This window comes from Dialister succinatiphilus YIT 11850, assembly GCF_000242435.1.
GTDB lineage: Bacteria > Bacillota > Negativicutes > Veillonellales > Dialisteraceae > Dialister > Dialister succinatiphilus.
The window spans coordinates 707,624-731,866 of record NZ_JH591188.1 but is presented as its reverse complement, the minus strand read 5'-3'; the positions used below and the strand labels follow the sequence as shown (position 1 = coordinate 731,866).

General features: G+C 50.2%; 22 protein-coding genes and 1 pseudogene. 4 read left to right on the top strand and 19 right to left on the bottom strand.

From position 1 onward, the window contains the following. Positions 1-106: 106 nt before the first annotated feature. The 3 genes from HMPREF9453_RS08835 to HMPREF9453_RS08825 all read left to right on the top strand — a co-directional run bounded on the left by HMPREF9453_RS08835 (position 107) and on the right by HMPREF9453_RS08825 (position 3,421). The gene (locus tag HMPREF9453_RS08835; RefSeq protein WP_050805720.1) at positions 107-1,435 is read left to right on the top strand and encodes an IS4 family transposase; all 1,329 of its coding nucleotides are present in this window, start codon (positions 107-109) and stop codon (positions 1,433-1,435) included. 706 nt (positions 1,436-2,141) lie between these two features. Next, positions 2,142-2,345, top strand: a complete 204-nt coding sequence (locus tag HMPREF9453_RS08830) for a hypothetical protein (protein ID WP_148363750.1) — start codon at positions 2,142-2,144, stop codon at positions 2,343-2,345. A gap of 239 nt (positions 2,346-2,584) precedes the next feature. Beyond that, entirely contained in the window at positions 2,585-3,421 is an 837-nt protein-coding gene (locus HMPREF9453_RS08825) for a 5'-nucleotidase, lipoprotein e(P4) family (protein ID WP_008860204.1), read from the top strand. A 117-nt stretch (positions 3,422-3,538) separates the two neighbouring features. Here HMPREF9453_RS08825 and HMPREF9453_RS08820 read toward each other — a convergent pair whose 3' ends face one another. From HMPREF9453_RS08820 to HMPREF9453_RS08795, 6 genes are all read right to left on the bottom strand, one after another. Continuing rightward, positions 3,539-4,129 carry a DNA-3-methyladenine glycosylase gene (locus HMPREF9453_RS08820; protein ID WP_008860203.1) on the bottom strand — a complete coding sequence of 197 codons (591 nt, stop codon included), beginning with the start codon at positions 4,127-4,129 and terminating at the stop codon, positions 3,539-3,541. Continuing rightward, positions 4,126-5,223, bottom strand: a complete 1,098-nt coding sequence (locus tag HMPREF9453_RS08815) for an efflux RND transporter periplasmic adaptor subunit (protein WP_008860202.1) — start codon at positions 5,221-5,223, stop codon at positions 4,126-4,128. The genes HMPREF9453_RS08820 and HMPREF9453_RS08815 overlap by 4 nt, the downstream gene beginning before the upstream one ends. Before the next feature lie 2 nt (positions 5,224-5,225). Further along, positions 5,226-6,446: an FprA family A-type flavoprotein gene (locus HMPREF9453_RS08810; RefSeq protein ID WP_008860201.1), complete on the bottom strand. Its 1,221-nt coding sequence runs from the start codon at positions 6,444-6,446 to the stop codon at positions 5,226-5,228. Between the two features lie 213 nt (positions 6,447-6,659). Next, positions 6,660-6,944, bottom strand: coding sequence for a nucleoside triphosphate pyrophosphohydrolase family protein (locus tag HMPREF9453_RS08805; protein ID WP_232217345.1), 285 nt, complete (start codon positions 6,942-6,944; stop codon positions 6,660-6,662). 267 nt (positions 6,945-7,211) lie between these two features. Further along, positions 7,212-9,722, bottom strand: coding sequence for an excinuclease ABC subunit UvrA (locus HMPREF9453_RS08800; RefSeq protein ID WP_198004152.1), 2,511 nt, complete (start codon positions 9,720-9,722; stop codon positions 7,212-7,214). Positions 9,723-9,936: 214 nt separating this feature from the next. Further along, a complete protein-coding gene (locus HMPREF9453_RS08795) occupies positions 9,937-11,322 on the bottom strand; it encodes a replication-associated recombination protein A (RefSeq protein ID WP_008860198.1) in 1,386 nt (461 codons plus the stop codon). A gap of 225 nt (positions 11,323-11,547) precedes the next feature. Between HMPREF9453_RS08795 and HMPREF9453_RS08790 the strand changes: the two genes are divergently transcribed. Next, entirely contained in the window at positions 11,548-11,916 is a 369-nt protein-coding gene (locus HMPREF9453_RS08790; RefSeq protein ID WP_040380408.1) for a winged helix-turn-helix transcriptional regulator, read from the top strand. Positions 11,917-12,210: 294 nt separating this feature from the next. Here HMPREF9453_RS08790 and HMPREF9453_RS11270 read toward each other — a convergent pair. The 13 genes and pseudogenes from HMPREF9453_RS11270 to HMPREF9453_RS08735 form a co-directional block, all read right to left on the bottom strand. After that, positions 12,211-12,363 (bottom strand): annotated as a pseudogene (locus HMPREF9453_RS11270) (GMP synthase (glutamine-hydrolyzing)); the annotation flags it as partial. A gap of 95 nt (positions 12,364-12,458) precedes the next feature. Continuing rightward, complete coding sequence (locus tag HMPREF9453_RS08785) at positions 12,459-13,082, bottom strand: response regulator transcription factor (protein WP_008860195.1); 624 nt, start codon at positions 13,080-13,082, stop codon at positions 12,459-12,461. 34 nt (positions 13,083-13,116) lie between these two features. Next, on the bottom strand, positions 13,117-14,508 hold the full coding sequence (locus HMPREF9453_RS08780) for an ATP-binding protein (RefSeq protein WP_008860194.1): 1,392 nt from the start codon (positions 14,506-14,508) through the stop codon (positions 13,117-13,119). A 12-nt stretch (positions 14,509-14,520) separates the two neighbouring features. Further along, positions 14,521-16,884 (bottom strand): hypothetical protein, encoded by a 2,364-nt coding sequence (locus HMPREF9453_RS08775; protein ID WP_148363748.1) that lies wholly within the window; start codon positions 16,882-16,884, stop codon positions 14,521-14,523. A gap of 179 nt (positions 16,885-17,063) precedes the next feature. Beyond that, entirely contained in the window at positions 17,064-17,534 is a 471-nt protein-coding gene (locus HMPREF9453_RS08770) for a hypothetical protein (RefSeq protein WP_008860192.1), read from the bottom strand. A 287-nt stretch (positions 17,535-17,821) separates the two neighbouring features. Then, positions 17,822-18,574, bottom strand: a complete 753-nt coding sequence (locus HMPREF9453_RS08765; RefSeq protein WP_008860191.1) for a TPM domain-containing protein — start codon at positions 18,572-18,574, stop codon at positions 17,822-17,824. Positions 18,575-18,587: 13 nt separating this feature from the next. After that, positions 18,588-19,688, bottom strand: a complete 1,101-nt coding sequence (locus HMPREF9453_RS08760; RefSeq protein WP_008860190.1) for a TFIIB-type zinc ribbon-containing protein — start codon at positions 19,686-19,688, stop codon at positions 18,588-18,590. A gap of 22 nt (positions 19,689-19,710) precedes the next feature. Next, a complete protein-coding gene (locus HMPREF9453_RS08755; protein WP_008860189.1) occupies positions 19,711-21,225 on the bottom strand; it encodes an SPFH domain-containing protein in 1,515 nt (504 codons plus the stop codon). Positions 21,226-21,667: 442 nt separating this feature from the next. Further along, positions 21,668-21,979 carry a hypothetical protein gene (locus HMPREF9453_RS12290; protein ID WP_040380249.1) on the bottom strand — a complete coding sequence of 104 codons (312 nt, stop codon included), beginning with the start codon at positions 21,977-21,979 and terminating at the stop codon, positions 21,668-21,670. Between the two features lie 151 nt (positions 21,980-22,130). Next, positions 22,131-22,469, bottom strand: a complete 339-nt coding sequence (locus tag HMPREF9453_RS08745; protein WP_008860188.1) for a hypothetical protein — start codon at positions 22,467-22,469, stop codon at positions 22,131-22,133. A 2-nt stretch (positions 22,470-22,471) separates the two neighbouring features. Then, the gene (locus HMPREF9453_RS11115; protein WP_050805719.1) at positions 22,472-22,810 is read right to left on the bottom strand and encodes an AAA family ATPase; all 339 of its coding nucleotides are present in this window, start codon (positions 22,808-22,810) and stop codon (positions 22,472-22,474) included. After that, positions 22,800-23,273 (bottom strand): hypothetical protein, encoded by a 474-nt coding sequence (locus HMPREF9453_RS11110; protein ID WP_148363747.1) that lies wholly within the window; start codon positions 23,271-23,273, stop codon positions 22,800-22,802. Before HMPREF9453_RS11110 ends, HMPREF9453_RS11115 begins: the two co-directional genes overlap by 11 nt. A gap of 62 nt (positions 23,274-23,335) precedes the next feature. Further along, positions 23,336-24,238: an IS3 family transposase gene (locus HMPREF9453_RS08735; protein ID WP_232217349.1), complete on the bottom strand. Its 903-nt coding sequence runs from the start codon at positions 24,236-24,238 to the stop codon at positions 23,336-23,338. Positions 24,239-24,243 lie beyond the last annotated feature (5 nt).

Genomic DNA, 24,243 nt, shown 5'->3' with positions numbered 1-24,243 from the left:
CCACGGAAATTATAACATTTCCACTCAAGGGGAGGCTTTCCTCTTTTATTGTTTCTGGAAAAATTCCCCTACCGAGTAAAATTTTACACTAAGGAAGAAAACTTCGCTGTTCTTCCACCAATATCGCATCGGCCAGATTTTGCGGTCTGCCAACGCATGCAAACTCAAGGGCTTTTCCGCTATTCTGGTGTTCCTTGTGCTCGTCAGCATCATCTTCGAGAACCGCTCGCTTTACATGCAACGCCGGCTTCACGAGGAATCCCTGCCGTTTGGCAAGGACACGGCCTACCGCTTCTTGAACTCCTGTCACACGAACTGGCGCAGGTTCACGCTGCTCCTTGCGGCGCGGATCATCAACGAAACCATCAAACCGTTGACAGACGCCGGACGTCGTTGCGCTATCATCGTCGACGATTCGCTCTTCAGCCGCTCGCGCTCCAAGCGCGTGGAACTCTTGGCGAACGTCTACGACCATGTGAGCCACCGTTATACGAAGGGCTTCCGCCTGCTCGTCCTTGGCTGGACGGATGGGAACACCTTCCTGCCGCTCACGTTCTGCCTCCTTTCGACATCGAAGGGAAAGAATCGTCTCAACGAGGCCGACGCGTCCGTCGATGCCAGGAGCAACGGTGGAAAGCAGCGCAAGCTCGCGCAGATGGAAGCGCCTGCCGTTGTCCTCAAGTTGTTGCAGGAGGTCAAAGCCGCTGGCGTTCCCGCGCAATACGTCCTTTTCGACACATGGTTCTGCTCGCCATCCTCTCTGAAAGCCATCCATGACCTCGGTTACGACGTCACCGCCATGGCAAAGAAGAGCAAGAAGGTGCGCTATCTCTGCGAAGGGAAGATCTCGAACGTCAAGGCCATCTACAAGGAACACAAGAAGCGTCGCGGGCGTTCGCGCTACCTTCTGTCCGTCGATGCTGTCGCAATGAAACAGGGAGAATCCCTTGTGCCTGTGCGGCTGGTCTTCGTCCGAAACCGCAACAAGAGGAAGGATTATCTCGTCCTCGTCACGACAGACCTCTCGCTTTCAGAAGAAGAGGTTATCCAGCTCTACGGGAAACGTTGGGGCATCGAGGTGTTCTTCAAGGCGTGCAAGTCTTACCTGCGACTCGGCAAAGACTGCCGTTCCGTCTCTTACGATGCGATGACGGCGCATGTTGCCGTCGTCTGCACACGATATATGCTCCTGGCTGTCGAGGAACGTGAGAACACGGATGGGCGAAGCCTCGGCGAGCTCTTCTATCTGGGGCTTGATGAGCTTCCGGACTTGAAGTACATGGAAGCGCTTCGCCTCGTGTTGCAGGAGTTTGCGGAGCAGCTTCGGGCAGAATATCCGTCAGAAGTCTTGCTGGTCGAATCGCTCTTGGAACGATTCCTGAACGATCTGCCCGCTCTTTGGATGAGTCGTCTGCGTGCACAGAAGTGTGCGTGAATGGCTTTCGACATTCAGTTCAAGCTGATTTATCAAGGCATACGGGATGTTTTCCGTGTGCGAAGTTTGAGATAATAATATAAACGGACGGATTAACCACCCGTCCGTTTTATATTGCATCAAAACTCCCACGCAAAAAACAGAAAAGCCTATCAGGGGAGTCTCCAGGTAAGTTCAACCAGTAGATACGGCGTCCGCGCCTTGGCTCTCCCACAATACATGGGTGCTGCTCGATACTTGTCGCTAAAGAGAGGAAAGTCCTGCGAGCGCTCTTCCTTATTGCTTTTCTGTCTTCCGTTTTTTATCCTGCATTTGATTCTGTCTATTGCCGGCCGGCTTTAGGAGAAGGGAGGGTGGAAAGGGAAATTTCCTGACGTTTCCCTTCTTCCCTGCCCTCTTCTCTACCGCGGATGTGGAAAAAGGCATTTGAAGATGGGATTCATCATCTCATGAGGTCTTTTCATCCCTCTGATACTAACATCGCAGAAGGTTTGATTTTTTGACCCCCCCGGAGAAAAAATTTTGAATTTTTTTCTCAGCCCTGATCTCACCGCTGACGCGGAGCTCCTTTCTGTGAAAGGAATCTGCGCTGCGTTCTTTCCTTCCGCTCCACTTGCCATCTGGGACAGAGCAAATTCTCTACATAGAAGCTGTATCTGCTTTTTATAACAAATCTTTTGAGGGAGGTTGTAAAAATGAGGGGCTTATGCAATATAAATGTATGGAGAAGGAAATCAGGAAACTCCATGGAGGATTCTATGTCCCAATCTGTCATGTATGTCGCGAATATTCCGGCCGGAATGCAGCTTTGGCAGCAGGGAAATCAAGAATCCCTGTATACAGGCTCCTGATTTTTCTCCACTATTTCCCGGGGCCCGGGGAAATGGGAACGGATTCTGCAGATTCGTAAAAAGCTTCACAACCAATCGAAAGCACGGATACCATCCCTTGCAGCATGAGCCCGCATTCCCGGACGACAAGAGCAGGGTTGACACAGGTTTTTCCTGCGGTTTAGCGCTGCCGCCTGATTCCAAGAGGCCTGCAATACTGACTGGCACGGATAGGTATCCGTGTTTTTGTGCTGCCTTTTTTATTTCAGCAAAGGTTTTTTATGGTATGATAAGTAATATATTTTTTCAGGAGGTTCCCATGAAACGTCAAATTCTTATGTTTGCTGCGGCTCTTTCGCTTTCTGCATCCTGCCTGTGTACTAGAGAGGTTTTCGCCGATTACGAAACCAGTCTTTCCCGTGCTGCTTCTTCCCGTCAACTGGCGGAGCAGGAGACCATGGGGCTTTTGTGGATGCGCACTTCTGCAGAGTACCGGGCTCTCTGCTATCAAGCCTATAATACGGCTCTTTCTTCTCTGAACAAGGCCATGAAGGAGACCCCTTTCCGTCACAAGCCCTTTGCCATCATTCTCGACTGTGATGAGACGGTGCTGGATAATACCCGCGCCATGGGCACCTATGCATCCCGGGGAAAGGGGTACTGGGACGGGTGGTGGTGGCATGACCGGGTACATGAAGGAAAATCTGCCGCCATGCCCGGCGCTCTGGATTTCCTAAAGCAGGTATCTGCCAGGGGAGTGGAGATTTTCTATGTATCCAACCGGTACAAGCCGGATAATCTGGATGTGACCATAGACAATCTGAAAACTCTGGGATTTCCTTCTGCCGACAGGAATCATGTCCTTCTCTTTACGAAAAACAGTGATAAAATGCCCCGTTTTGCAAAGATAGAGAAATCTCACCAGGTTCTTCTCTATCTGGGCGATAATGCAGGCGATTTCCCTCTGGGAGTTAAAGGAAAATCTTTAGCAGAGCGGCAGCATATCATAGATACCAGCGCAAAGGACTTCGGCACCCGCTTCATCGTCCTTCCCAATCCGGCCTACGGCTCCTGGGTCAGCGCCATGGATCCCCATTATATGAAACTGCCGGTGGAAAAGAGAAATGAAGTGAACCGGAAGTATCTGACGAAATAAAAGAAGTCTAAGGAGCGTTTTCGCATGCCACCCCTCCTCTACCTGCTGACAGTTTCATATCTCACCATAAAAAGAGGCTGTGAAGAAATGATTTACATTTTTTCACAGCCTCTTTTTCTATTTGGATATATAGGGATTTCCCTTCAGCAGGAATCGCCAGGGAAAGTCTTTTCCATAAGTGGCGTAGTCTATGTTTTTTCTTTTGGTCACTTCAATGGGCCAGGGGCCGTCTTCTCTGCTTTCCACGTAAAGGGTATCTCCGGTGAGATCCATACCGTAGAAGGTCATGTCTATGCCCATGGCCTGGGTGAGGCGGCCGGGGCCGGAGGTAAGGAGCTTTTCCTTAGTCTGGTTTCTTCTTTTTTTCATGAGGTCCAGGCCTTCCAGTGGTTCCAGAGCGCGGATAAGGACGGAGCCGGACTCACCGGCATGCCCGCAGACGAAGTTGAGGCAGGTATACATGCCGTAAATGAGGTATACGTAGGCATGGCCACCTTCGCCAAAGATGATTCTTGTCCTGGGTGTGAGGCCTTTGAATACATGGGCCCCGTCGTCTTTGTGTCCCTTATAGGTTTCCCCATAGGCTTCACATTCTACAATACGACCGGCGGTGACGCCTTCTGGAGAGCGTCGAACAATGACGGCGCCTATCAGTTTTTGGGCTGTAGTGACAGCGTCACCAAGGAAGTCTTCTCTTTCCCATTTCATTTCACGTCTACCTGCATGCCCATGTCCAGGCTCTTGGGCGGATCTGTAATGACCCGGTCTCCTTCTGCCAGGCCGTCCATGACGAGGACGTAGCCGCCGGTGTCGCTGGCAATGGAAACGGATTTCATGTCCACCAGGTTGTCATCATTGACAACAGCCACGGTGCTGTCACCGATAATAGCAGACTTGGGAATCATGTAGCAGGAAACGTTCTGGCCACTTTCGATGCGGATGCTGTATTCATTGCCGATGGTAATCTCATCGTCGGGATTATCTACCTGCACTTTGTAGGTCGTCAGCTTATCACCGTTTTCATTGGGCTGTTTTTTCAGTTCACCATACCACACTTCTGAGCCGTCGCTCATGGTGACAGTCAGCGTTTTATCATCTTTGGCTTTATCCATCACGTTATCCAGCTTGGATGGAATCTGCACGGAAGCAGTGACCGGAGAATCCTGGCGGATAACGAGAGCCGGTTTTCCTGCCATAGCCAGATGGGTGTCGCCGATGTATACCTGGGAAATGACGCCGCTGATGGGGGCACGGACAGTGCAGTTCGCAATGGTTTTCTCCAGTGTCTGGAGGGAGGCCACCAGCTGGGCTGGTGCCTCTGCCGGTGCGGGTGCTGCAGCCGGTGCTGCCTGGGCGGCGCCGCCTTTTCTGCCTTTAATTCGTTCATATTCCGCCCTGGTGATGATACCCTGTTTCAGCAGGGATGCTTCCAGACTGTCATCTACAGCAGGAGCACTGTAGCTGTAGGAGGGAGACGGCGCTGCTGCCTGAGAGGCGGCAGCAATCTGGCTTCGAAGCGACGCCGCCTGGGACTCATACTGGGAGGAGTCGATTTTAAAGAGCTCGTCCCCTGCATTGACAATAGTACCTACGTCGGGAGGGTTGGAAATCAGATTTCCAGAGACCTGGGGAATCACGGGAGCCGTATGAAGAGCTTCCGGTGCCGCCTTTGTCTCCAAGGTAAAGGGTTCCCTGCTTGGTTCTGCTTTCATTACATGTACTGTGGGGCGGCTTCCGCAGCCTGCTAGGAGCAGGGCCGCAGAGACACAAAAGGCTGCCGCACAGGCCATCCATTTATTCATTATCATGCCTTCTTTTCTTTCATTATATCGTCAGCTATGAGCCCTGCCAGTTTTTCTAGGGTATCATCGTCGGCAGGAGCGGAGGAAATATGGACCGGTTCTCCCAGAACAGTGCATTTCTTCCAATTCTGTACTTTTTCCATCATCAGTTTACCGCTTACGTTCGGCGCCCAGCTGCTGTTTCCAACAATGGCAATGGTGCGGTTCTGCACGTCCATTTCATGGCAGAGGTCCAAGACTGCATTCATCACGGGGTTCAGGCCCATGTTCATGGTCACCGCCGCCAGCACCATATGGCTCCGGCGAAGAACCTCCGGGAAGGCTTCTGTAATGGAGGAGCTGCAGAGGTCCACCAGCTTCAGGTTTTTGACGCCTTTAGCCGCCAGCTTTCCTGCCAGGATCTGGGCAGCCATGGCCGTATTGCCATAGGGGGAGGCAAAGAAGATGGAAACAGACTGTTCTTCGGGCTCCCAGGATGCCCATTTCCTGTAAAGGGCAGTGATTCCTGCTATATCTTCCTTCCTGCGGAAAACGGGGCCGTGGAGAGAGCAGAGATACTTTATATCAAGTTTCTCTACCTTTTTCAGAGCCATCTGTACCTGCATACCGTAACGAGCCACGATATTGGCATAATATTTCCTGAAGCTCGGGAGATATTCCTCTTCATAATCCACATCGTCGGCAAAAACAGAGCCGTTCAGCACACCGAAAGTACCGAAGGCATCGGCAGAGAAGAGCACCTTTTCCGTTTCTTCATAGGTAAAGGTCACCTCCGGCCAATGCACCATGGGCGCCTTCAGGAAACGGAGCCGGTGGGTGCCCAGGGAAATTTCCAGCTTCTCGTCAGTGGAAAGGAAGCGGTCCTTCAGGGTCACATGAAAATACTGGCCAATCATCTTCTGAGCCTGAGGCGTGGCAATGATTTTCGCTTCAGGATAGGCCCTGGCCAGGGCCAGAAGGGAACCGCTGTGGTCCGGCTCCATATGGTTGATGACGATATAGTCCAGCTGCCTGCCATGGAGCAGATGGGATACGTTGTCCATAAAAACATCACGAATCACTGAATCCACTGTATCCAGTACCGCCGTCTTTTCGTCATCAATAAAATAGCTGTTATAAGAAATCCCCCGGGAAATGGGAATGAGATTCTCAAACCGGGTAGAAACGAAATCATTGCCGCCAATCCAGTAGATATGGTCTGTTACCTTTTGTTCGTTATGCATGGTGAGCCCCTTATGAAAGCCTACAAATACAGATTTTTTCGCTTTTTAAGTATACCACGAATGAGCGGTATATGCACTGTATCCGGAAGGGTTCTTCTATTTGTCATTGCCATGAGTTTTGTCCTGTTTCACGGTCTGTGACAATTTTCCTCAGGCTTTGCAAAGCTTCTCCGCATCAGAGTAGAATCCATGCATATCAGTTCTCTTTCCCATCTATTCCTGCTTCAGAAATCCTTCTTTTTCTTTCAGAAACGTTTCCACACAGTCAGCGAAGGAAAGACCATTTTCCTCCGCCAGTACAGCAAGCCACCATACGCATTCTCCTATTTTGGAAGGAAGCATGGATTCTTCGCTGCTGGGCCAGCGGCCTTCTTTGGCCATAACAAGGCGTCCGATGAGAGCGGCATCCGTAAGAAAAGCCAGTGCATCTTCTTCCGAGGTCCATTCTTTCCTGTGCATTTCCTTTTCCAGGGCATGATATATCTTTCGTATGTCCATAGTTTTTTCTGCTGTTTCCTGTAACGTCATTTTCTCATCCTCTTTTCATTGGTTTTTATTCCACAAAAAGCAGAAAAGCCTCCGACCAGAGAGGGAGGTTTTTCTTATCCTTTTATTATCTACTTTTATGGCGCAAATGCAATCCTCGGCACTGAATGGAAACCTTTGAGGAATTTTACGCATCTATCCCGGGTTTCTAAGGCAAAGGGCAGAGAAAAACATTTTCCCGGAGCATACAGGAGAACAACTTCATCCCCTATCATGTCATTATATGAACCTGCCGGTCAAACTGTCTGTATTCTGCCGGATTTCCTCAGGCGTACCCCGGGCAATGATCCGGCCGCCTTCCTTTCCTCCTCCCGGTCCCATATCTACAATGTAATCCGCATTCCTTATGACATCGAGATCATGTTCGATAACAACCAGTGTTGCCCCATGATCAATGAGGGTCTGGAAAACATGGAGAAGCGTCCTCACATCCTGCGGATGCAGCCCTATGGTAGGTTCATCGAAGACGAATACGGAATCACTCTGCCCTTTTCCCATTTCGCTGGCCAGTTTCAGCCGCTGTGCCTCGCCGCCGGAGAGTCCCGGCGTTTCCTCCCCCAGTGTGAGGTATCCAAGTCCTAGGTCATGCAGCACCTGCAGGCGCTGCTGCAGGAGTTTAAGTCCCCCCAGGGCGTTGAGCACCTGATCCACACTCATATTCATAAGTTCCGGCAGGCTGTATTCCTTTCCATCTTTGGCCTTGCGGTGAATGTCATAGGCTTCCTTTCTGTACCGGGATCCCCGGCAGTCGGGGCAGGGAATCTGAACATCCGGCAGAAACTGGACATCCAGTGAAATCTCGCCTGTGCCGTCACAGGTTGGGCAGCGGAGTTTCCCTGTGTTGTAAGAAAAATCTCCTGCCTTATAGTGATGTTCCCGGGCATCTGCCGTTCGGGCATATACTTTTCTGAGTCCGTCATGTACATTGGCATAAGTGGCTACCGTGGAACGTACATTGATACCAATGGGCGTAGCATCGATGAGCTTGACCTGGGTAATGCCGTCTGCCTCTACCTTCTTCACATGGGAAGGCAGCTTCTGTCCGCTGATTTCAGCCCTCAGGGCGGGAATCAGACTTTCCAGGACCATGGTCGTTTTTCCGGATCCGGAGACCCCTGTCACTACCGTCAGACGCCCCATCGGTATCCGCACGTCCAGAGGATGCACCGTATGGATGGCCCCAGTCTCCAGATGAATCGCCCCCTTGTCAAACAGGGCCTCTCTCTTTGTGACGGGTCGGATTCTTGATTCATAGTGATCGGACAGATAGGGGCCTATGACAGATTCCGGATTCTTCGAAATATCTTCCACTGTTCCCTGGGAAATAATCGTTCCGCCTTCCGCACCGGCACCCTTCCCCATCTCTATCATCCAGTCAGCATGCTTCAACACCTGCGTATCATGATCCACAAGGATGACAGAGTTTCCATCGGATTGCAAATCATCCATCACTCCGGTGAGGCCCTGAAGATTATAAGGGTGAAGTCCAATGGATGGCTCATCAAGAACGTAGAGCACACCGGTTGTACGGTTTCTTACTGCCCTTGCCAGCTGTACGCGCTGCCTCTCGCCGGTAGAAAGCGTAGAAGCCGCCCGGTCCAGCGAAAGATACCCCAGTCCCAGGTCCATGAGCCGCTTGGAAACATCCATAAACGATTCGCATATATTTTCCGCCATGGGACGCATCTCTTCCGGAAGCGAGGAAGGAACTCCCTGTACCCAGGGGATCAGCTCAGAAAGGGTCATGGCCGATGCCTGATCCAGCCCGATTCCTCTAAGACGGGGACCCCGGGCCGCTTCCGACAGCCTGGTTCCCCCGCAGTCTGGGCACACATCCTCTTCCAGATATTTTTCAAGCCGCTTCATTCCCTTTTCATCCTTCACTTTAGCCAGGGCATTTTTCACGGAATTCACGGCGCTGTAATAATTGAAATCCATCTCCGCCGGTTCCAGTGTATTTGGATTCACATAGTGGATATGGTGCTTCTTCAGCTCTCCGTGGTAGACGATTTCTTTTTCTTCCGGTGTCAGGTCGCGAAAGGGCACGTCTGTCCTGACGCCCATGGTGCGCACGATATCCTTCATGAGCGACCACATCAGAGTTCCCCAGACAACTACAGCTCCCTCATCGATGGTCTTGGAATCATCAGGCACCAGGGCTGCCTCATTCACATTTCGGACCACCCCTGTCCCTCCGCAGGTCGGGCAGGCGCCGCTGCTGTTGAAGGCAAGTTCTTCCGCTCCCGGACCATAAAATTTTACCCCGCATACAGGGCAGGTGATTTCCTGCATGGCTGCCACAGAAAGCGAAGGAGGGCAGTAATGGCCATTGGGGCAGCGGTGACTTGCCAGCCGGGAAAACATAAGACGCAGACTGTTCAAAAGTTCAGAAAGTGTTCCGAAGGTACTGCGGATGCCCGGAATTCCCGGGCGCTGGCGCAGCGCAAGAGCCGCTGGCACATATCTGATATCATCCACATCTGCCCGCTCCGCCTGTGTCATCCTCCGGCGGGTATAGGTAGACAGGGATTCCAAATACCGGCGGGACCCTTCCGCATAGAGCGCGCCAAGAGCCAGTGAGGATTTCCCCGATCCCGAAACACCGGCAATCGCTACGATTTCATGGAGCGGGATATCCACATCAATATTTTTCAGATTGTGGACTTTGGCCCCCCGTACCTCAATATTTCTCGGCAGCCTTTGTATCCTGTGATTGTCTTTCTTCATCATATTCTCCTTCATCTGCCCGGGATGACAGCCATTCGTCAAAGTATCTTGATTATACTCTGCCAATGGATGCCATCGGGTCCTGCGCCCTATCCAATAAGCCTTTTCAAGCTCCACCATGATCCCATACAGGCTCATGATTTACGCACGGCGTCATTTCTTTGTATCTTCAATCAAAAGCCTTTCATTGGGATGCGTTTTCGCCCATTCCCAGGTATCATTTTTTATCTTCCCATGGTTTCCAGGGCTTTCCTGACAGCGATGGGTCAACAAAAGCATACCTTTCCGGGTCTTTTCCAATTTTTCTGAAATAAGCTTTAATGTCTGTCTCATGACCGATATCATTAGGCTCATATATCTTCTCTTCACGAATCTCATCCGGAAGATACTGCTGCTTCACCCAGTGGTTCGGATAATTATGGGCATACTTGTAACCAATCCCCCGTCCCAGCTTTTTGGCACCTTTATAACTAGAGTCCTGCAGGTAGGAAGGAATCGGTAGATTTCCTGTCTTCCGGACAATGGCCAGAGCCTTCTCAATGCCAAGATAAGCAGAATTGGATTTGGGAGCTGAAGCGATATAGGAAGCGGCCTGTGCCAAAATGATTCTCCCCTCCGGCATGCCAACGCGCTCTACGCCGATTGCCGCCGATGCTGCCACACAGATTGCCATGGGTTCGGCATTACCGACTTCTTCAGATGCAGCTACCAGCATTCTGCGTGCAATATACTTTACATCCTCGCCTGCTTCCAGCATACGGGCCAGATAATAAAGGGCCGCATCCGGATCGGAGCCACACATGGACTCAATAAAAGCAGCAATGGTATCGTAATGATTATCCCCGGTCTTATCGTAGCGGATGGCCTTCTTCTGTATACATTCCTCTGCCACCTCCAGTGTGACATGTATCTTTCCATCACTTCCCGGATCTGTTGTGAGCACAGCAAGTTCTATAGCATTCAGCGCGGCGCGGGCATCGCCATCAGCGATATCCGCCAGAAAATCTGCCTCCTCCTCCGTGATATCAGCATGGTATGGTTTAACTCCCCTTTCTGAAACGAAAGCCCTGTGAATCAGAGTCAGAATATTCTCCTTCGACAGCGGTTTCAGTTCAAAAATTCTCGATCTTGAAAGAAGCGCACCATTCACTTCAAAATAGGGATTCTCTGTTGTGGCACCGATCAAAATCACCGTTCCGTCTTCCACATATGGCAGCAGATAGTCCTGCTGCGCCTTATTGAACCGATGAATTTCATCAATAAAGAGAATTGTTTTTCTTCCGTAACAGCCCAGATTCTCCTTGGCTCTTGCCACAACCTCCTCCTGATCTTTCTTTCCTGCAATCGTTGCATTCACCTGATGGAAATCAGCGGATGTAGTACCAGCGATGACACGAGCCAGAGTCGTTTTCCCCACGCCCGGCGGTCCATAAAAGATAACCGAACTGATCCGGTCCGCTTTGATTGCACGGTAAAGGAGCTTATTCTTCCCTATAATATCCTCCTGACCAACCACCTCTTCCAAAGTCTTAGGACGCATCCTGGCAGCAAGGGGAGCCTCCTTTTCTTTCAGGCCTTCCGCTGCATAATCGAAAAGATTCATCTACGTTGACACCACCTTCACTTATCTTCTGTCTCACAATGCGGCCCACCATTACAGGCACTGTGATACCAGTCTTCAGACGTTGACTTTACCAAGTACATTTATTATACTTGTTCCATAATAATATGCAAGTACTCAGTTTTTACTTGCTTAGTATCAGAAAGTATACTGGAGGAATGTATGCCATCAGACAATGCATCACAAAAGAATTCTGATCAGAACTATATGAGTTATGAAGAGTATTTGCAGAAAGTGAAAACAGGAATCTTAACGGATAGCGGAAACTGCCCCGTGACCCCTCTCCTTAAAATGCTGCAGGGGAAATGGAAAACCCAGGTTCTCTATGAATTCTGCATCTATGACACCGTACGGTTCGGCGTTCTGAAAAAAGATCTGACCGGTATCACGAACACCATGCTGACAAAGACACTGCGCGAACTGGAAGCCCATGGTCTGATCACCCGCAGGCAGTTTAACGAAATTCCGCCTCACGTGGAATACTCATTCTCTCCTATGGGCAGGGACCTGCTCCCGGTGTTCTATGCCATCATGTGCTGGGGATTTAAGCACGAAAAAGATCTTCCAAAGAGCTGATAAACTCTCTGGAGGATCTTTAACTTCAGAAGCTTCTCACTGAAATCAAAAATCTGAAGGAACAAAAATACTCCAAACGCTCCCGAGAAATCCTTTAATTTCCGGATGAATCAGTATCTGCCGGGAAGCCGGATCATTTCCTGCTGCATGTACAGAAGAAACATGACCAGTTCATGGAAGAAACAGGCCATCACCCGAAGAATCAGGATACATAATTGTACACAATCGTCCCTATGAAAATAGTAAAAATCCCCGCAAATCTTGAAAAATCAAGATTTGCGGGGATTTGAGCATTTATTCCCATTCAATGGTGCGCGGCGGCTTGGAGGTGATGTCGTAGACGACTCTGTTCACTCCGGCCACTTCGTTGCAGATACGGCGGCTCATTTCGTCCAGCACTTCCCAAGGGAAGCAGAAATAATCAGCTGTCATGCCGTCGGAGGAAGTATCCGCGATGTAAGGAGTTTCCTGACAAAGTAATGCATAAAGTTCTTATAAAAGCAGACTGCCCGGAATGGATTCGTGCTTTCCGGCAGACCGCCTTATTTCCGGATCCCCGGCGCATAGCCCTTGTCCGCCGCTTCCACAGCCAGGCCGATTAAACTTTTATGTCCTGTCTTACGAAGCATATTGCTCACATGGAAGCTGACAGTTCGTATGCTGATGTGCAGTTCATCTGCTATTTCCTTGTAAGACAGGTTGCGGCAGACCAGGCGCAGAATATCCAGTTCCCGATCTGTCAGTGTCACCCCCTGGATGCCGAAGGTCACCTGACCCCGGACATCGGGAAAAATATGCTCCCCTGCCATAGTCTTCTCCAGGCAGTCCATAAATTCCCGAGCCGTGCTTTCTTTGTAGATAAAGCTGTCCGCTCCGGCGCTTCGGGCCATTTCCAGAAAGCTGATATCCTGAAATCCGGTCATAATGATGATTTTAGGAGGGTTCTTCCGCTCCTTCAGGCGCTTTGCCAGAATAATGCCGCTGTTCTTTCCCTCCATGCAGATATCCAGGAGAATCGCATCGGGATGAAGCTGGTCACAGACCGGCTCCACCAGCTCTGAAAAGGGCAGGGCACTCACTACCTCAATATGGCTCTGCCCTTCAAAGATTTTGACCAGTCCCTCCAGCAGGATTTTCTGGTCATCCACAATCATAAGCCGAATCATAGACATCCTCCATTTCCAGAAAGCATTGAATGAATCAGTGTTTCCTTAAAATAATCATAAAGTGCGGTGCAGTCTTATACTGAAGGTCTGCTCCCAGATTCCGGGCGCACTGTTCCATGGCCCTGAGGCCGGTTCCCCGCCGAAGAGGGCCTTTTAATCCCCTGCCATCATCGACAATCCTAAGGGCTGTCTCTCCGTCCCTGCCAAAGGTCACTGTTATGGATCCGGCCTGCCCGTGGAGAAGTGCATTGGTGAGGGCTTCCCGTATAATATGAACAAATTCTCCCGCCCGAAAGGTATCATCGGGCAAAGCCCCCTTTTGGATGACCGAGACCCCCAGTCTGCCATAAGCAGCAATGAGTGCATCCAGTTCTTCCTTCGGGTCTGCCATTCTGTCCTCTCGCAGATCTGCCATCATGTCTTCCAGGCTGGGAAGAATGGTTCTGTAATCGCTGATATTCTGATTATTCAGGAGCCGCTGCAGGATGGTAATGCGCTGCCCTAATATATCATGGATTTTATAGCGCAGATTTTCCATAGTCTTCCGTGTCTGCAGTTCCACCATGTTTCCGAGTGCATCTTTCACCGCCGCATTCCGCTCCTTCAGCACCCGGTTCTTTTCGTCCAGCTCCTGGTTCAACCGATAGAGGTCCGTCACATCGGATGCAGTAATCTGCCAGCCGGACTCACTGCGAAAGTGGATGGGATGGCGCTGCAGGAGCCAGGCCTCTCCGGACTCCAGGATGAAGAGCATATCCGGCCCGTGGCGCTCCATGGAAAGACCCGGCCTGCCGTCACAAAGGGGCAGCAGGTGCCAGAAAATATTGCCATTGCGAACTACCGTGCCAAGAATCTTCTCCATCACCTCGTACATGGTGAAATTTACAAGCACCGGTTCCCCTTTTTCCTGACTGATGAGAAGGCCCTCATCCAGGCAGTCCACCGCCGTCTGGATGGAGCGGGCCGTGAGCTGCTGCCGGTAACGGCCATAAGTTTCAGGGAAAAGGCGCAGCAGCCGCCATGCCAGGAAGGCCAGGGAAAGGGCCAGGGACCAGGGCAGGATGTCATCAAATACAGGCCATAAAAGAAGGGAAGCCCCTAAAATCCACAGGCTCCGGGCCCGTCGGTCACGAAACCAGTACAGAGCACTCAGCGTACCCGACAAAACTGCAGCCCACCGCCAGATATCGGTGCCGTGGGCATAAACGATACCATCCCTGCCGTCCGTAAAAATTTCATATAACACCGCCATAACTGCCAGAAGCAGGATAAGACTGCTCCCTTCCAGACATTTCCGTCCCAGATGGCTGAATTCCGCCTGGGGCATGAGGAAATAATAAAGGACGCTGTTCACCAGGAAGAGAACCATGGAAACAACAATGAAAAGCAGGATTTCCCAGGAAGGAAGTGTGTATAAGTTAACCATAATGTTTCCCTCCTATGTGAATGAATCGGTGCTTTCCCTGGAAAGCCGAACCGTGAGTCTTGTGCCATAGCCCGTGTCATCACATTGCACAGAAACATCATACTCCGACAGAGCCTGCCAGGAAGCAGGGCGGGGTTCTCCTTCTTTTTCTTCCAGCACTACGGAAAAAATCCAGTCCTTCTCCGTCTCTTTGAACTGACAAAGCCAAAAATCTTCTCCCCGGGCCAGCACCTCTTCTCCCACATCCTCGAAAATATCATAGAGGGTCAGGGCTGCCTGCACCGGCAGATTTCCCTTTAAATCAAAGCCCACAGAGCCCCGGAGCCCAGCCTTTTCCAAATATCGCCAGGATTCCTCCACCGCCATAGCCAGTTCCCGGGCATCCAGCATGCCTGCCTCCTTTCCCTGCAGAAGAAGAATACATCGCTTTTTCAAATAGCAGGCCAGAATATGAAGACGGCTGATGACTGCATCGGTGTGGGGCCCGGGCTTTGCGGTCTTCAGATAAGCCAGCCTGTGCCGGATGGCCGGCTGCTTGCGGGCAATGATTTCCTCCAGTTCTCTGTAAACTCTAAGGGTGACACCCTGCTCAATCGCCTGACGGCGGATATCACTAAGACAACTGAGGAGTTCATAGGACCAGTTCAGATCCTGGTTAAGACGTTCCAAAAGAGCCTGCCGCCGACGCAGAGGGCCTACATCCCTGTACCAGCGCACCAGGCCGCCGGAAATGGGCATGGACTGTACTTCAAAGTCCTCTCCCCGCAGCGGAGCCGTGCCACTGGATGTATAGACCAGGTGCCCGTCATGATCATAGAGCTGCATGGCCAGGCTGGAATGGCGGAAAAAGTCTATGTACCCCTCATTGGCCGGGACGAATTTTCCCCTTGTCACCAGTTCCAGCCAAAGAAGAACAGTCCAGATCGTCACCAGCACCAGCTCCGATGGCTGGAAAGGGGAACCAGGCAAAGCATACCCGACCACATAGATTCCATATCCCACCACAACGGCCAGGGGCAGGATCATCCGGGCGGGATGGCTCACCTTCCTGGAGAGGGAGGTATAACAGAGCACGCCATTCACAGCCAGAAGCTCCATGCCATAGACAGCAGCCAGGACGAAATACAGGGGCCCATAGCCATGACGGCTGTAAGCCGCCGCCAGACCAGCAGGCAGCGTAAAGACCAGCTGGTGGAAATCATTGGTCATCACCAGGAAGGCAAGAAGCAGATTTCCTGCGAAGATTCCCTTCATCCACCGGGGACAGGGCCTGGTAAGAAAGGCATAGGACGCGCTGTAGCCGATCCATAGAAGAAAAGAAATCAGGATACCATAGAAAAGATAATAGCTGTACCAGATATAGCGTATGCCGTCATTCATGAAACCGGGCAGGCTCAGTTTGATTTCCCGGAAAAGTATCCAGCAGCACAGGGTAATGATGACCCCCAGATAGGCCCGGCGAACCTGGGGCTGCAGCACCTGCCGCCTGAGGCGTCCGCCCCAGAGGATGACAAAGAACAAAGTTACCGTATACCAGACCATATGACTGAAACCGGTGAGGATGGTGGGCCGGCAGCTTTGGAAAACATGATTGGTAATCTGCCGGGGAATATCATCGCCGGCCTGCAGAAAGGCTTCCGCATCAGAAACGAAGCGGGCCCCGGGCGGCGGGGAGAGAGCATATCCTGCGCCCTCCAGCGCCTCCGACAATTTTTGGCTGTCAAAGGATAAAGACTCCTTAGCCAGAAGTCCCTTCCTGAACGCCAGAGTTCCTTCCTCAGGGACTACCGGATGTACAGGAATGCCCTGTCTCTGCCACTCACGGACCTGGTAATCGAACAGCACATAAACATCCGCGGAAGGCCGATTTTCTCCTTCCTCCATTGAAAGCCGCCCATCCTCCTGAAGCTGCCTCAGCAGTTCCACCCCTGCCCTGCCGGATAGATCTCCTTTCAGCCCATAGCTCATGGCCTGTATGAAGAAGAGCCGGGCCGGATTGGTGCCGGTCACAGCCAGGGATAAAGGAGCGGAAGAGAGACTCTGCCATCCTGTAACCGGTACCGGGCAGCTGTCTGATACAGCCAGAACTACGGTGGCCGTATACTGGGGATACCACTGATAGGAGGTGCGGCTGCCTCCCTGCAGCACTGCCGCCTGTACATCGTAAGCTTCTACAGCCTGTACATCATCTTCCGGAAGATGGTGCAGCAGCTGGGATGACGGAATCCCCTGCACCTTTGCCCCTCTTTCAGAAAGAATGCGGCCATAGCTTTCTCCTTCGTCATGGTTGTACAGGATAACTGCTCCCGAGACCGCCGTAAGTGCGGACAGCCAGAAGAGAAGGCCAAGCCATAAAAGTCTGATCCATTTCCCCATAGCCCTCACCTGCCCCCGGGGATTCTCGAAAGAAGGATGCATCGAATAATTGTTACCTTCATTATAGCATAAGAGCCCCATACCAGAACAAAAAAGGAACGGCAACAGGAAGTATCCTGTGCGGTTCCTTTATTTATTTACGATTTCATTTGCAAAGATGATAGTCCTTTTGCTCCTTCTTAACCAAAGGCTTCTTTACGGCCTGTGTTTACATCATAGCTGTCCTGCAGCATCGCTTCAGCGTCATCGATATTCCCTGTCCAGGGACCCGCCGCTGTTTCCGGATGCATGACGAACCAGGCAATGGACTGGCCGGAAATCTGGCGGCTATACCATTTTTTATTTCTCTTTTTAAGTCCGTCATGATCCGGTGTCACTTCATACACAACAGGGATGTCTTCACTTTCCGGAGAACGTACCAGGATTTCCAAAAGACCATTGCCGTCAAGGTCAGTGACCGCAAATTCCCGTACCGGTTCCCCGTCCATGGGATAAACCTTTTTCCAGTTCTTTATAAAAATGCGGATCTGCTCAGCTTCCGCACCGCCATCGCCGGGACAGATTGTATTCCCTTCGTCCCAGGCCCGGGACGAAGCTCCCATAAGGCAGGCCGCCATCAGTCCCATGAGCAGTATCTTTCCAAATCTCATAGTGAACCTCCCGGATTTCTTTCCAAATGCCCACTGTACCAGAAAAGCACTGATTCATTCGCAGAGTATGCCTTTATAAGAATTTTGATGTACCACTTCGTCAGGAGATTCTTAAACAGCCTGCTGTTCGCGTCATCATATTCCCTGGATTGCCCCAAAATTCAAGAATGAAAGGCTGCAACGATTGAATCAGCGTTTTCCCGGAAGCCCGAATACCACCGATACCCATGATGATCCGGCCCCCGCAGGCACAGTGACCAAAAGAATGGAGTAAACAGGATGGAATATCAGAATTTACCGCCGCCTCCTCCATGGCCGGCATCGGTGCTGTCATTCTTCTTTGCTTTAGGTGTACGGGTGACATTCATATAGAGGAAAGTGTCTTCCTTATCCAGCAGCTCGAAGCTCTCTCTGTCCAGGTACGTATTCGCCGCCGGCGCAGGCACCACGTTGCTCATACCGCGGATGAGGCCGGCGCGGATGAGGAAGCCGCAGGCCCCGCCTATGGCCAGGGCGATGGCCAGGGCCAGCGGGCTGAAGCCGCTTTTCGGATCATAGGCTTTCCCGTTTTCTTCGTAATAAGCCAGCTGTTCTCCCACGCCCCGGGCATAAGCCGTAAAGGCTCCGGCATAATCACTCTTCTTGAGAGCAGGCAGGAATTTTTCTTCCAGCGCCGGGATGCCCTTTGCATCGGTAATCCGTTCCTTCATGGCCTTGTCAGTGGCAATGTAGTAATCCCTTGTATCCATGGCCAGGACAAGAACCATATTACCCTTTTTCCCATCCTTGAAAGTACTGTCCAGAAGCTTGTTGGCATAGTCTCCGATTTTCATTTTGTTTGTAGAAGGCACAGTGATAATTGCCATTCCTACACCGTAACGCTTTTCCACATCCTGCAGTTCTTTCATGACAGCAGTGCGTTCGGAGGTCTGCAGAAGCTTAGCACCGTCATGGAGTCCCAAAACGTCGGATGCCGCTGCAGTGACAGTGAGGAAAAGAGCTGCCAGAAACATAAACAGTGGTAACACATATTTCTTCATGCCTCTCCCCTCCTTACACAAACATTCTGACAAGGAAATAGAATACAGCGGTTAGTACAGCGGTGCTGCCGGCCCAGTACAGATTGGCCTTATTCTTATCCCAGGGAAGGCTGCCCACCATTTTTCCTGTCTGGCCGTTCATCATGAATGTATAGGGCTTGTCCTCATAGCGGGTGGTTAGTATCCACACCGGAGCCATGGCGTAGGAAACGCTGCCTTCGCCCTTGTTAATCACATCGTTCACCAGCTCGCGGCGCATGTATCCTTCTACCGTATCCTCCAGAACACCTACGGCACTTTTGCGTACCCGCTCATCAGCCCGGGGTGCGGCGGCTTCCGCATCCACATCGTACTTGTCGGCCAGGCACCCTGCCATGTAGGCACTGCTGAAGGGTTTGAGATCTCCGTAATCGTAGGGCTCGATGCTCTCCATATAGGTATCGTCCATTTTATTGCTGCCATCCACAGGAATCCGCCGGAAACGCATTTTTCCTCTGCGGTCGCAGCGATACACGTTCGTTTCCGTGACCCGTTCATCCTGGGTTTCATAGACCGTATCCGACTCCGCCTTGAATTCCGCCGACGCCGTCACTTCCGAATCAAAAAGCCAGAAAGGCACATACATGGGCTGGATGGATTCCACCCGGTTGCCTGCAGTAAAGGCTTTGGGCAGGAGCCATCTGCCTTTGTAAAACTCCTTCAGCTGAGCCACCGCATCTTCCTTGGTCTTCTTGAAGGGAATGACGAAATCCGGTTTCAGCATACCGTTAAACCGGCTGGGCAGCATCACCGGATTACCGCAGTAGCAGCATTCCGTGGCCATGGTGTTGCCGTCACTGACGATTTCCGCGACGCAGGAAGAGCAGGTAAAAGCCTTCATGGCAGCTGCTTCCTCTTCGCTCCATTCACCGCCTGCGCCTTCCGTATGCCATTTGGCCTCCTTTGCCGCCTGGGCTTCCGCCGCCATTTTTTCCTGCTTTGCAAAAATCTCTTCGATTTTAGCAGTCTCGAATTCCGTATCGCAGTACGGACAGGTCACTTTGGCGGCGCCGGGGGAAAATGACAGAGGACCGCCGCAGTTCGGACATGTATAGCCTACAGATGTATTGGCCATATTCCTCACCTCATTTCATGGACTACTGTTTGTCTTTATCGTCAAAAGGATCACCGCACCGGGGGCAGAATTTCGGCGGATGATGGGGATCCTCCGGCTGCCAGCCGCACTTGTCACACTTGAAGAGCGGAGCTCCTGCCGGCTTCGGACTGCCGCATTCCATGCAGAATTTTCCCTGATTCACTGCGCCGCAGCCTGGGCAGACCCAGCCCTTTTCTTCCTTCTGTTCCGGTTTTGTCTTTCCGCAGTTCATGCAGAATTTTCCTGTATTGCCCGTCTGTCCGCACTGGCAGGTCCAGGCACCTTCCGCCGGCTTGGGTTCCGGCTTTCTGGCACCGCAGCCCGGACAGAATTTGCCCTGGTTCACAGTGCCGCACTGAGGACAGGTCCAGCCGCCGGCAGCAGATCCTTCTGCTGCCCGGGCCACCTCCGCGTGGGCCTGCTTATCCATAAGCTTCTGCCGGTCCATCATCTCCTGCCTGCGGGCCATCTCATCGAGTTCCTTCTGCCGCCTCATAAACTCCTGCTGCTGAGCCATCTGCTGATACAAGCCGGCTCCTGCGTTTCCAGCCATATTCATATTCATAAAGCCGAAAGCCGCGCCGCCGCCCCCTTCATTCTGGGCAGCCATACGCATGGAATCACTGGTGGAATCGGCCATAGCACCCATGGCCATCGAAGGATCGGCAAAAGTCTTGCTCATCTGCACTTTCTGAATCTTAGCTTCATCCTCCTCATTGGCCTTGATACTGTTAATGCCGAAGGACACGATTTCCAGCCCCCGGAGCTCCCGCCAGCGCTTGGACAGCACATCATTCAGGGCATCGGCGATTTCGAAAGTCCGCCCCGGCAGCTCCACATAGTCAATGCGCTGGGCACTCAGTCTGGCAAAGGCCGGCTGCAGCGCGTTCAGAAGCTCCGACTTCAGCTGGCTGTCGATCTGACTGCGGTCAAACACATCCGCTGCATTTCCGACCACACCCGTATAGAAAAGCACTGGGTCCACAATGTGGTAGCTGTATTCGCCGAAGCAGCGCAGGCGGATGAGCAGAATCTGCCCCGTATCGGGATCTTTCATTTTGAAGGGGACTTCCTGAGGCGTGCCGTATTTGTTGCCAAGGATTTCCTTCATGTTGAAATAGTAGACCCGCTGATCCTTTCCCGTGTCGCCGCCAAAGGTGAACCGTTCCTTCATCTGGCCCCACATATCTTTTATGCCCTGCTTCAGGGTGCCGGTGAAAATGGAAGGTTCTGTGGATTTGTCATAAATGTATTCCCCCGGTTCGCTGCATACATCCACCACCTTGCCGGACTCCACTATCATCATGCACTGGCCGCTGTTGACGGCGATTTTGGAACCGTTGGAAATAATATTGTCTTCTCCGCCGGTATTGGAACTGCGATTATGGGAACTGGTCCGTTTCTGCCCCTTCATCATAAGAATGTTGGCAGGCATGCTGTCGCAGTAGAAAAACTCCTTCCACTGGTCGGCCAGTACGCCGCCGGCGGCACCCATGGCTGCTTTGATCAAACCCATAATACTTACCTCCTTTTCACTTCCCTATTGATTAGGAATCAATAAAATCAGCTTTCCTTTCATATATAGAATAGCTGATTATGAAATAAAAAAACACCTGTAATTTACTACAGGTTATGAATTCATAGGAATTAAACATAGAATTTTGCAGTTTATACACACGCAAAAAAGCATGACCTCCATTCGGTGCTGCCGATGAGGTCATGCTTTTTGAATTGTTCAAACTATTCCCATTCTATGCTCTACTGAATTTCGCCAAACTGAAATGGCTTAATTATCGCATTTCTGGTTCATCCATTTCGTAAAAACAGGTCTATCTTCGTGATTTACACTATATTTTGGTACAATTTTGGTACACTTCATCTCTGAAAAATCTCCTCATCAGAACATAGCCAAAAACAACATAAAAATTCAGACAGCTTGCCCCTTAGTTATCAATACTTTACGATTGACATAAGTGAAATATCCTTGCCTGTGCTTCATTCAAAACTAAAACTTCTGCTTTCCATATTTTCAATAGAGCATGTAATCGTTTCTGTAAAGCCTCTTGTACTGAATTACACCATTCTTTCTGATGATTTTTGATGATTAAGATGAATTGGATTTTAGGTTGAGAATATAAATGTCTTTGGAGCTCTTTCCCTAATACAATACTGCCACTCACACTTTGTACCTCACTATGAATGGCACTACAAATCAACAGGGAATCAAGAAATTTTTTAGCAATTTCATCAATGAACTGGTTGAAAGCCATCCCTTCGTGACTGTTAGGGTTCGGTGCAGATGTTTTAGCCTCGTTGAACCTCTCCCGCTTATAGAAGCGGGAGATTCTTGAGAAGTTTGATACATGGACTAACGCCTGACAGCCTATCCCAGAGGAGTTAGCTGTCAGGATATCCTTATTCTCAAAGGGCTGTCCAAAAGCCCCTACACAGTCCCTTGAAATCGAAGTTCTGCTTACTTGAGTAGATACACATTTTGCACTTCTTTTCTACCCGTCGCGATTCGCCTATTACGTCGTGCTGCGGCAAGAGGGAGTGCTCCTCCGAAAACGGCTCAAAGACCGTTGATTGAAAATACTTTTTTGTTCTTGCAGAAGTTCTAACTGCTATTGATATTATACCACAAGCCCAGCCATTCATCCCCCACCTAAGAGGTGGGAGTCTTCTGGCGGGGCTTAAGCGATAAAAGGATCTATTTTCCTCAAAAGAAAATTTCATGCTAGATTCTTCAAAAGTAAGCATACCTATCCTCCCAACGACCAATCCACTTCTTGCTGGTATAATCGAACGGATTCATCAATAATAGAATTATCAGGCATCCCGTCTTCCATATCATCATAAGATGGCTTCTTCCCATCGGCTGTTAAAGACAATACCGGAATGGACAGGCTATGCATTTTAGCTAAAAGATACAATTTTTTTACGACGAAATGTGAATGAGTCGCAATAAAGAACTGAATCCCCGCTTGAGACAATTCAAAAATCATATCTAAATAATCGGAAATGGCCTTCGGGTGAAGCGCCGATTCCAGTTCATCAATAAGGATAACTGCGTGGTTATCCAAATAACGATTAGAGAGCAATCGATTGAAAATAGCAATTTTTTTTTACCCCTTCTGAGGTCATCCCAATCGTAAAGCGCGCATTTCCTCGTTTATAGTACCATTCATTCTTTTGATCATCGTATTCTATCTTCCCCTTGATGACCTGTTCCAATTTTTTTCGTCCATCAGCAAAAGCATCAAAATTCCGCCCCCGCTGTGGAGCAATTTGCAGTGCCTTAACCAAGTCAAGATACGTATCGTCAAATCCAAATAACGAATCTTGATCTCGCGATTTCAAGATGATGTTAAAAAGCGATAAGACTTCCTTAGCAGGAATAAAAACAGATTTATTCTGACGCGGTGTATCAAAGGTATTTTGAATTTTGCCGATTTTCATATTCGTATCTTTTCCGAAAGTAAAACAAAACTCGGCCGAGTCCTCAACCATAGAAAAATTCAACGCACTCTTCCCTTTCTCAACCAAGTCTCCCAAAGCTTCCACTTGAAAAGTCTGGTCCTATGTCAAGTTTGAGTACAAATTAAATTGAGGTTTCTATCAATCAGTTATCCAGCAATCAAAGCTGTCTTTTTCTTGTAGTTTGCATATAATTTCTCATAGTCATTTGGTGACATATAGTTACAGTGACTGTGAATTCGAACGGTATTATAAAACGTGTTAATGTATTCAAACACCAGCATATAGGCTTGTTGATAATTTTCAATCTTAAATCGATTCAGCCATTCTCGCTTAATCAAGGTATGGAATGATTCTATGCAGGCATTATCCCATGGATAGCCTTTCTTCGAATAGCTGCGGCACATCTGTGCGGTTTCCTTGATATAGGATTGCGAAAGATATTGACAACCGCGGTCAGTGTGGATTACTACCAGACGGCCTGGATTCCTGGTTTGCTTTGCCGTTTGAAGCATCCTAATAATGCCAGATGCATCCAACTTCCGGGATAAATTCCAGGTAATGATTTTTCGAGAAAACAAATCCATGATACTGGCCAGATACACAAATCCTTCAGTGGTCCAAATATAAGTAATATCGCTGCACCAGATTGTGTCTGGTCTTGGCGGATTAAATTGTTCTTGCAGAATGTTAACCAATATGGCATCCAAACAACGGCTCTGGGTCGTAACGGTATAATGCTTGACCCAACAAGCACGAATCCCCATTTGCCGCATGTAAAGGCCCACTGTCCTTTCGGAAATACATTCACCTTTCTTTTGAAGCAATTTAGTAATTTTGGGTGCTCCATAGATATGCTTTGAATCTTCGTAAATGGTTTGAATCTGTTTTTTTACCTCCTTACGGTGCGTAGCTTGTTTGGATAATTTGCAATGACTCCATCCATAGTAACCTGATGTAGAAACGCCCAGTTCTGCCAGCACTCCAGATACCGAAAAATGGCGTTTCTCCTGATGGGCTTTTTCGGCTTCCTGTTTGACGCTATGGTAAATGGCAG